Source organism: Streptomyces sp. DH-12, from assembly GCF_002899455.1.
GTDB lineage: Bacteria > Actinomycetota > Actinomycetes > Streptomycetales > Streptomycetaceae > Streptomyces.
Genome location: NZ_PPFB01000001.1, coordinates 6,317,822 through 6,327,500 on the forward strand (window position 1 = coordinate 6,317,822; position 9,679 = coordinate 6,327,500).

The 9,679-nt window shown below is 74.2% G+C and carries 7 protein-coding genes and 1 pseudogene (1 of these 8 only partly in view); 4 read left to right on the forward strand and 4 right to left on the reverse strand.

The features are described 5' to 3' along the window. Window positions 1-65 precede the first annotated feature (65 nt). Window positions 66-744, reverse strand: a pseudogene (locus C1708_RS27460) (FGGY family carbohydrate kinase); the annotation flags it as partial. Between the two features lie 200 nt (window positions 745-944). On the opposite strand from C1708_RS27460, the gene C1708_RS27465 reads away from it, so the two are divergent. Together C1708_RS27465 and C1708_RS27470 are read left to right on the forward strand one after the other, a co-directional pair. Beyond that, window positions 945-1,754, forward strand: coding sequence for a M15 family metallopeptidase (locus C1708_RS27465; protein WP_106415203.1), 810 nt, complete (start codon window positions 945-947; stop codon window positions 1,752-1,754). Between the two features lie 48 nt (window positions 1,755-1,802). Further along, on the forward strand, window positions 1,803-2,333 hold the full coding sequence (locus C1708_RS27470) for an NUDIX domain-containing protein (RefSeq protein ID WP_106415204.1): 531 nt from the start codon (window positions 1,803-1,805) through the stop codon (window positions 2,331-2,333). Here the strand turns inward: C1708_RS27470 and C1708_RS27475 are convergent. Beyond that, complete coding sequence (locus tag C1708_RS27475; RefSeq protein WP_106415205.1) at window positions 2,324-4,639, reverse strand: glycoside hydrolase family 31 protein; 2,316 nt, start codon at window positions 4,637-4,639, stop codon at window positions 2,324-2,326. The genes C1708_RS27470 and C1708_RS27475 overlap by 10 nt on opposite strands. A gap of 213 nt (window positions 4,640-4,852) precedes the next feature. Here C1708_RS27475 and C1708_RS27480 point away from each other — a divergent pair, with 213 nt between their 5' ends. Both C1708_RS27480 and C1708_RS27485 read left to right on the forward strand, forming a co-directional pair. Continuing rightward, complete coding sequence (locus C1708_RS27480; protein WP_106415206.1) at window positions 4,853-6,829, forward strand: acetoacetate--CoA ligase; 1,977 nt, start codon at window positions 4,853-4,855, stop codon at window positions 6,827-6,829. 99 nt (window positions 6,830-6,928) lie between these two features. After that, window positions 6,929-7,819, forward strand: a complete 891-nt coding sequence (locus tag C1708_RS27485) for a DUF8829 domain-containing protein (RefSeq protein ID WP_106415207.1) — start codon at window positions 6,929-6,931, stop codon at window positions 7,817-7,819. A gap of 70 nt (window positions 7,820-7,889) precedes the next feature. On the opposite strand, the gene ptsP is transcribed toward C1708_RS27485, so the two are convergent. Continuing rightward, complete coding sequence (ptsP, locus tag C1708_RS27490) at window positions 7,890-9,560, reverse strand: phosphoenolpyruvate--protein phosphotransferase (protein WP_106415208.1); 1,671 nt, start codon at window positions 9,558-9,560, stop codon at window positions 7,890-7,892. A gap of 77 nt (window positions 9,561-9,637) precedes the next feature. Beyond that, window positions 9,638-9,679, reverse strand: partial view of a PTS sugar transporter subunit IIA gene (locus C1708_RS27495; protein WP_106415209.1) — the 3' end only. 408 nt of this gene lie beyond the right edge of the window; the window shows 42 of its 450 coding nt (coding positions 409-450); its start codon lies off the right edge, out of view; its stop codon occupies window positions 9,638-9,640.

The following is a 9,679-nucleotide window of genomic DNA, read 5'->3' on the forward strand; positions in this document are numbered from 1 at the left end:
CCCGTGCTCCCGCCGGCCGGAGCACGAGCCGCCGTACGACGGACCGGTCACCACGCGCGCGTGGCTCAGTCCCCGCCCTCCTCGACCCGGCCGAGGCTCTTCTCCGCCGCCTTCCGCCGGTTGCGGTACGCGCGGTCCCGCACGGACGACGACATGGCGGGCGTCCACTCGGCGTCCTTCCGCCAGGGCGACTTCAGTCCGTCGGGCCGCTCCGCACGCCCGTGGCGAGTCCCGCCGCGTAGGCGGCGCCCAGGCAGGTCGTCTCCGAGACCCGGGGCCTGATCACCGGCACGTCGAGAGCACGTCCGCCTGATGCCGTGTCAGCTGGACCAGCACGCCCGTGAGGGCGACCGCCCCCTCCAGGCAGTGGACGGGCGCCTCGTCGCCGGTCTTGTGGCCCAGGGTGGTGAGCAGCCCGTTCGACGGCACGGGCCGGGCGCCGGTGTCGAGCGGCAGGAGACTCCCGGTGCCGCAGGTGTTCTTGGCGGTGCCGGCGTCGTGGCGGGCCCGCCCGAAGACCTCGGCCTGCCGGTCGCCCAGAGCGGGGGCCACGGACACCCCGGCGAGCCGGCCCACGGCGGTGCCGTGGACCTCGGCGGTGCCGTGGACCTCGGCGGAGGACCTGATCTCCGGGAGCAGCGCCTCCGGGATGCGCATCGCGGACAGGACGGACGGGTCCCACGGGAGGGTCTCCAGGTTCACCAGCACGGTCCGTCCGGCACTGGTCACGCTGGTGACGTGCCGTCGCAGCCGCGCCGCCCGTGGGGGAGTCCTGGCGTCGGTGGGACGCCGGCCGCGGCACGCCGAATTGCGCCGAGGCGTACGACGGTGCCGACGGACGCCGGAAGTGTTCACCGGAGCCCGGGAAGCGTCAGGGGCGGCGGCGGAACGGGTCGGGGCGCCTGCTTCCGTACGGCCGTCCCCGTCTGATAAATGCAGAGGACATGACATATTTGCCGCGCGCGGTACGCGCCCTGGTCACCGCCCTCGCCGCCCTGCTCACCGCGACCATCGTGGCCGCGCCCGCCCGGGCGACGCCCGAACCCAAGGCGCCCCGCGATTTCGTGGCCCTCCACAGCGTCGACCCGACGATCCTGCACGAGATCCGCTACGTCACCCCGCACACCTTCGTCGGCGAGCCCGTCGACGGCTACCGGCAGCCCCTGTGCATCCTCACCCGCCCCGCCGCCGAGGCCCTCCGCGCCGCCCAGCGACGGCTGCTGCCGCAGGGCTACTCCCTGAAGGTCTACGACTGCTACCGCCCGCAGCGCGCCGTGGACCACTTCGTGCGCTGGGCCGAGGACCTCGACGACCAGACCATGAAGGCCGAGTTCTACCCGAACGTCGACAAGACCCGCCTGTTCGCCGACGGGTACATCGCGGAGAAATCCGGCCACAGCCGCGGCTCCACCGTCGACCTCACCCTCGTCGAGCTCCCCGCCCGCCCCACCCGGCCCTACCGTCCGGGCGAACCCCTCACCCCCTGCTTCGCGCCGAAGGACGAGCGGTTCCCCGACAACTCCGTCGACATGGGCACCGGTTACGACTGCTTCGACACCCTCAGCCACACCCTCGACCCGCGGATCACGGGTGAGCAGCGCGCCCACCGGATGCTGCTCAAGAACACCCTGGAGGACCTCGGCTTCGTGAACCTCGCCGAGGAGTGGTGGCACTACACCTTCAAGCCCGAGACCTACCCGGACACCTACTTCGACTTCCCCGTGGCCCGCAGGTCCCTCGCCGGCCACCGCTGAACCGCCCTCCCGAAGACGCCCCTTCCGCCATCGGATACAGTCCCGCGCGTGTCCGATACTCACGTTCCCAACTCCGCGGCGGATTCCCACTGTTCGTCCTGCGGCACGCCCTACGGAGAGGGCGTCTCCGGCTGGCCGCGCACCTGCCCCGCCTGCGGCGCCGTCGCCTACCGCAACCCGCTCCCCGTCGCCGTGGCCCTCCAGCCCGTGTACGACACCCAGGGCACGGCCCTGGTCGTCGTCACCCGGTCGATCCCGCCCGCCAAGGGCGGCACCGTCCTGCCCGGCGGCTACATCGACCACGACGAGGACTGGCGCCAGGCCGTCGTCCGGGAACTCAAGGAGGAGACCGGCCTCGAGGCGGCCGGCCGCGACGTCCGGCTCGCCGACGCCATGAGCGCCCCCGACGGCCACCTGCTGCTCTTCGGGCTGCTGCCCGAGCGCCCGGCGGACGACCTGCCCGCCTCCGCGCCCACCGACGAGACCGAGGGCACGCACCTGCTGCGCCGCCCCGAGGAACTCGCCTTCCCCCTGCACACCGTGGCCGTGCGCGCCTTCTTCGAGGGCCGCTACCTCTGATCCGGGGGCCGCTGCGTCCGGCCCCCGGACCGGCCGAGCCCACGGACGCGTACCGGCCGGGACGGCTCCCGCGCGCCGTCCTCCCCCTCCCGCCGGACGACGACCCGCGGGCCCGACCAGGTCACCGAGTACCGCTCGACCTCCGGCTCCGCCCCCTCGTCCCCGCCGTCCGGCACCACCGGCCCGCCCCCGCTCCGGCCCGGGGCGGGCGCCCACACCTCCAGCACCGTCCCCCCGTCCTCCCCGCGCACCGGGACCACCGCGCCCGCCCGCGCGAACACGGGTATCCGCTCCAGCGGGGCGTCGGCCGGCACCTTCGCCGGCCCCTCGTACACCCGCTCCGTCGCCGTGTCGTACCACCGCCCGCGCGGCAGCCGCACCTCCCGCCGCTCCACGCCCGGCTCCAGCACCGGCGCCACGAGCAGCGCGTCCCCCAGCAGGAAGACGTCCTCGCAGTCCCGCAACGCCCGCTCCTCCGGCGCCGCCCACCACAACGGCCGCACAGAGGGCGCCCCGGTCCGCCGCGCGAGATGCGCCAGCGTCACGAAGTACGGCAGCAGACGCCGCCGCTCGTCCAGCGCCGCGCGAGCGTGCTCCGACACCCTCGCGCCGCACTCCCACGGCAGGTCACCCGCCGCAGTGGCCGCAACCGTACGCAGCAACGGCAGATACGCGCCCAACTGCAATCCCCGCACGTACAGTTCGGACGAACCGTCCTTGCCGCCGACGACGACGTCCGGGCCCGAGAACGGCACCCCGCACAGCCCGAGCCCCAGCACCAGCGCGAGTGACGCCCGCAGTCCGGGCCACCCCGCGGCCCCCTCGCCGGACCACACCCCGCCGTACCGCTGGAGCCCCGCCCACCCGGACCGGGACAGCACCAGCGGCCGCTCGCCGCCGACGGCTCCGCGCAGTCCCTCGGACGCCGCCCGGGCCAGGCACAGCGCGTACACGTTGTGCGCCTCCCCGCCGACGGGGGCGGGCGAGTCGAGCGTGTGCCAGACCCCCGTGAAGCCCTGCTCCGCCCGCTCCGCGTACCAGCCGCCCCACCAGGTCCGCACGCGCGCGTCGGTGAGGTCCGGGAACACCGCCTCGCCCCGCCGGTCCGCCGCGCGCACCACCTCCCCGGAGCCGTCCCGCACGAAGGCGTCCCGGCGCGTCCCCTCCTCGTACACCGCGCCGCCCGGCGCGGCCCGCACGGCCGGGGTCACCACCGACACCAGCCGGACCCCCTCGCGCCGCAGCTCGTCCGCGAGCACCGGCAGCTTCGGGAAACGGTCCTGGTCGACGGTGAACGCCCGGCGGCCGTCCAGGTGACCGCACCCCAGATGCACCGCCTCCAGCGGCAGCCCGCCCTCCCGGTGCCCGGCGACGACCCGCCGCACGTCGTCCTCCCCGCCGGCGCCCTCCCGCACATGGTGGTGGCCGAAGGCCCACGCGGGCGGCAGCGCCGGCGCCCCGGTCAGCGACGCCCACGTCAGCAGGACCCGCGCCGGCGTGCCCGCCACCACCCAGCCGCGCACCGGACCACCCGCCATGCGCAGCTCGCTCGTGCCCGCCCGGTCGTGCCCGGAACCGGCGCCCTCCGCCCCCTCCCGCAGCGTCACCGTGCCGTCCCACGGGTTGTCGACGAACGACAGATGCGTGCCCGCGTCGGCCACCACCAGCTGCACGGGCATCGACACCGGGGCCGGGCTCCCCGCGCCCTCGGCGGCCCGCCCGGCAACGCCGTTCCCCAGCCGGTGGGTGCCGTCCCGCAGCCGAGGCCCCTCCGCCCGGCCGCCCAGACCGAAGAAACGGGCGTCCGCCGGCACCTCCGCGCGCTGCATCCAACACGCCGGACCCCCGTCCCCCGGCTCCCACCACCGCGGCGGCAGATCCCGCCGCAGCATCACACCCCCGGGCGTGAGCACCTCCAGCGCACCGTGCCGTGACACCGCGACCGTCACCCGCTCGGCCACCACACGCCAGCCGCCGTCCGTGTCCGGCTCCAGCGCGGCCCGCGGATCCGGCTCGGGACACGCACCGGCCAGCGCGTACGACGGCTCCGGGCCCGCCCCGTCCCAGCCCCAGAACACCGCGCCGTTCACCGCCACGAGGATCCGCAGCTCCGAGCGGCCGAACCGGATCACACCCCCGCCCGGGCCCGGCTCCACCTCCCGCACGGTCCCCGGCACCCGCGCCCGCACCGGCCCGGTGGCGTCCGCCCCCCGCCTGCGCCACGCTGCTCGTACGGTACGCAGTCCCCGTGCCGCTCCCGCCCCGCCGACCGACCACCACGAACGCACCAGGTCACGACCGTTCATGTTGCTCACCCTGCCATCCACCGCGCCCCGCAGGCGTGGTGTTCAACTCCCGTTCACCCGTGATCGGACCACATCTTCACGACAGGGACTATGTGGGGGGCACCCTGGTGCGGAAGTCGATCACATGGCATCGTCCCTGTCAGCCGCGTCACGCGCACACCCCAGCCCGTGCGCGGAGGACGCACACGACGCGCACAGTCCGGGAGCCGCCCCATGTCGACCGTGAACCCTCAGCCGCTCTGGCAGCCGACACCGGAACGTATCGCCGAGGCCCGCATCACCCGGTTCCAGGCCTGGGCCGCCCAGCACCACGGCGCCCCCGCCGACGGCGGTTACGCGGCGCTCCACCGGTGGTCCGTGGAGGAGCTGGAGACCTTCTGGAAAGCGGTCACCGAGTGGTTCGACGTCCGCTTCGCCACGCCGTACGAGCGCGTCCTCGGCGAGCGCTCCATGCCCGGCGCCCAGTGGTTCCCCGGAGCGACCCTCAACTACGCCGAGCACGCCCTGCGCGCGGCCGGCTCCCGCGCGGACGAGCCGGCCCTGCTCCACGTGGACGAGACCCACGACCCCCGCCCCGTCACCTGGGCCGAACTGCGCCGCCAGGTCGGCTCCCTCGCCGCCGAGCTCCGCGCCCTCGGCGTACGGCCCGGCGACCGCGTCAGCGGCTACCTGCCGAACGTCCCGCAGGCCGTCGTCGCCCTCCTCGCCACCGCGGCCGTCGGCGGCGTGTGGACCTCCTGCGCGCCCGACTTCGGCGCCCGCAGCGTCCTGGACCGCTTCCAGCAGGTCGAACCGGTCGTCCTGTTCACCGTCGACGGCTACCGCTACGGCGGCAAGGAACACGACCGCCGCGACATCGTCGCCGAACTCCGCCGCGAACTGCCCACCCTGCGCGCCGTCGTGCACATCCCGCTGCTCGGCACCGACGCCCCCGACGGCGCCCTGGAATGGTCCGCCCTCACCGCCGCCGACACCGAACCGGTCTACGAGCAGGTGCCCTTCGACCACCCGCTGTGGGTGCTCTACTCCTCCGGCACCACCGGACTGCCCAAAGCCATCGTGCAGTCCCAGGGCGGCATCCTCGTCGAACACCTCAAGCAGCTCGGCCTGCACTGCGACCTGGGCCCCGAGGACCGCTTCTTCTGGTACACCTCGACCGGCTGGATGATGTGGAACTTCCTCGTCTCCGGCCTCCTCACCGGCACCACCGTCGTCCTCTACGACGGCAGCCCCGGCCACCCCGACACCGGCGCCCAGTGGCGCATCGCCGAACGCACCGGAGCCACCCTCTACGGCACCTCCGCCGCGTACGTCATGGCCTGCCGCAAGGCCGGCGTCCACCCCGCGCGCGACTACGACCTGTCCGCCGTGACCTGCGTCGCCACCACCGGCTCCCCCCTGCCGCCCGACGGCTTCCGCTGGCTCCACGACGAGTTCGCCGAGAGCGGGGACGACCTGTGGATCGCCTCCGTCAGCGGCGGCACCGACGTCTGCTCCTGCTTCGCCGGAGCCGTCCCCACCCTCCCCGTCCACGTCGGCGAGCTCCAGGCCCCCTGCCTCGGCACCGACCTGCAGTCCTGGGACCCCAGCGGCAGGCCCCTCACCGACGAGGTCGGCGAACTCGTGGTCACCAACCCCATGCCGTCCATGCCGATCCACTTCTGGAACGACCCCGACGGCAGCCGCTACCACGACAGCTACTTCGACACCTACCCCGGCGTCTGGCGCCACGGCGACTGGATCACCCTCACCTCGCGCGGCTCCGTCGTCATCCACGGCCGCTCCGACTCCACCCTCAACCGCCAGGGCGTCCGCATGGGCTCCGCCGACATCTACGAGGCCGTCGAACGCCTCCCCGAGATCAAGGAGTCCCTCGTCGTCGGCATCGAACAGCCCGACGGCGGCTACTGGATGCCCCTCTTCGTCCACCTGGCGCCCGGCGCCACCCTGGACGACGACCTCACCGACCGCATCAGGAAGACCATCCGCACCCAGCTCTCGCCCCGGCACGTCCCCGACGAGATCATCGAGGTGCCCGGCATCCCGCACACCCTCACCGGCAAGCGCATCGAGGTCCCGGTCAAGCGCCTCCTCCAGGGCACCCCGCTGGAGAAGGCCGTCAACCCCGGCTCCATCGACGACCTCGACCTGCTCGTCCCCTACCAGGAACTGGCCCGCACCCGCCCCTGAGCGGCCCCGGACCGGTCACGCCGCGTCTCCTCCTCCGCCCGTTGTCAGTGCCGCCGATTACGGTGAGTGAGCATTGATCGACTGTGCAGAGGGGGAGACATGGCGTACACCGACCACCGGACCCTGCGACGCGTCCTGCGCCGCGAGGTCGCCGGCACCATCGGCGTGCTGACCGACGAACACGACTTCCGCGCCATGCGGCGCTACGACAGCTTCGTCTTCGACGACCACGCCACCTACCTGAAACACGTGGAAGCGGTCCTGCGCACCCGCGCCCTCCAGGGCAGCCACACCACGGTGGCCCTCTTCGACCCCGAGGAGTACGCCGAGTACTGCGCGCACCACGGCCTCGACCCCGACAGCTCCGTCAGCCGCACCCGCTTCACCGCCGAACGCGCGGCCACCGGACCCGCCGTCCCCTACGACGGCCGTCCCCTGGCCGACCTCATGACCCTCCTCGTCGACGAGGCCGTCCGCCGCGCCACCTGGGAATACGCCACCACACTCCTCGCCCGCCTCGGCCCCTGCGCCTCCTGCGGCGAGGACCTCGGACACGCGGCCTTCGCCCGCGCCTCCCGCCTCGTCACCCGCATCCTCGACACCGCCCCGCCGGGCGACCGCCACCTCGTCTGCAGCGTCTCCGGACCATCCGAATCACTCGTCGCCGTCCTGCACGCCGACGACACCGACGACGGCGTACGCATCGACGAGACCGAGGCCCTGGAGTTCACCACCGTCCTGGCCGTCGGCCTCGCCACCGCCAGCCCCGGCGGCCTCGTGATGCGTGCCAGCACCCCGGGCGAACCCGACCGCATCCACGGCTGGCGTCTGCGCCCCCACGGACTCGTCCCGCTCACCGCCGGAGAGGTCTTCGACGCCTACTGCACCGACGCCGAGACGGGCGAGATCATCCCGCCCGAGTCCAACGTCGACTACTGCGCGTCACCCGACCTCACCGACGCCGACCCCGGCCCGGACCACCAGCACTGAGCGCGCAGCACAAGGGGCGCCCCACCGAAGTGGAGCGCCCCAGGCACACAGCGCGCGGGTCCGGGGAGGACTACTCGCCCGACAGCACCGCCTGCGCCGCGTTCCGCGCCTCCTCCGCGCTGTCCGCGGCCCGGGCGGCAGCGGCGGCCCGCTCGCACTGCGCCAGCGTGAACTTCGCCAGCGACGCCCGCACGTAAGGAATCGACGCCGCACCCATCGAGAGCGAGGTGACACCCAGCCCCGTCAGCACACACGCCAGCAGCGGATCCGAAGCGGCCTCACCGCACACACCGCAGCTCTTGCCCTCGGCCCGCGCCGCCTCGGCGGACAGCGCCACCAGATCGAGCAGCGCCGGCTGCCAGGGGTCCTGCAGCCGGGAGACCGCACCCACCTGACGGTCCGCGGCGAACGTGTACTGCGCGAGGTCGTTCGTCCCCAGCGACAGGAACTCCACCTCCCGCAGCACCGAGCGCGCCCGCAGCGCCGCCGAGGGGATCTCGACCATCGCGCCGTACTTCGCGCGCAGCCCCGCCTCCCGGCACGCGTCCGCGAAGGCCTTCGCGTCGGCCCGGTCCGCCACCATCGGGGCCATCACCTCGAGGTGCACGGGCAGCCCCTCCGCGGCCTTGGCCAGCGCCGTCAGCTGAGTGCGCAGCACCTCGGGGTGGTCGAGCAGGGTCCGCAGACCCCGCACGCCCAGCGCCGGGTTCGGCTCGTCGCCCGGGGTGAGGAAGTCCAGCGGCTTGTCCGCGCCGGCGTCCAGCACCCGCACCACGACACGCCCCTCGGGGAACGCCTCCAGCACCTGCCGGTACGCCTCGACCTGCTTCTCCTCGGACGGAGCGCTCTTGCTGTCGTCCAGGAACAGGAACTCGGTCCGGAACAGACCGACGCCCTCGGCGCCCGCCTCGACCGCCGCGGCCACGTCGGCCGGCCCGCCGATGTTCGCCAGCAGCGGCACCTTGTGCCCGTCCGCCGTCACACCCGGCCCGGTCGCCGCCGCCAGCGCGGCCTTGCGCTCCGCGGCCGCGGCCTCCAGAGCGGCCCTGCGTTCCTCGGTCGGGTCCACGAAGAGCTCGCCCGAGCTGCCGTCGACCGCTATCAGCGTGCCCTCGGCGATCTCACCGGCTCCCGGCAGCGCCACGACCGCCGGCACACCCAGCGCACGCGCCAGGATCGCGCTGTGGCTGGTGGGCCCGCCCTCCTCGGTCACGAAGCCGAGCACCAGCGTGGGGTCCAGCAGCGCGGTGTCGGCCGGCGCGAGATCCCTCGCCACCAGCACGTACGGCTGGTCGCTGTCCGGCACACCCGGCATCGGCACGCCGAGCAGCCGCGCCACGATGCGGTTGCGCACGTCGTCCAGGTCGGCCACCCGGCCGGCCAGGTACTCGCCCGCGTTGGCCAGTAGCTCGCGGTACGCGGCGAACGCGTCGTAGACCGCGCGCTCGGCCGAGCTGCCCACGGCGACGCGCCGCTCCACGTCGGCCATCAGTTCCGGGTCCTGCGCCATCAGGGCCTGCGCCTCGAGCACCGCCTGCGCCTCGCCCCCGGCGAGGTTCCCGCGCGCGGTCAGGTCGGCCGCGACCGCCTCCACGGCCTGACGGGCGCGCTGCTGCTCGCGCTCCGCCTCCTCCGCCGGGATCTGCTTGGCCGGCGGCTCCAGCACCGCCGTACCCATGTGCCGAACCTCGCCGATCGCCACACCGTGGCTCACGCCGACGCCTCGCAGCGTTGTCTCCATCTCACCCGTCTCCGGTAAAGCGGCGGGTCGCGCCGCAGCGTCCGATGTTCCTGCGCCGTCGTGGGGACGGCGTCACGTCACTTCCAGAGGAAGAGCGCGTCGCCCGCCTTCACGTCGCC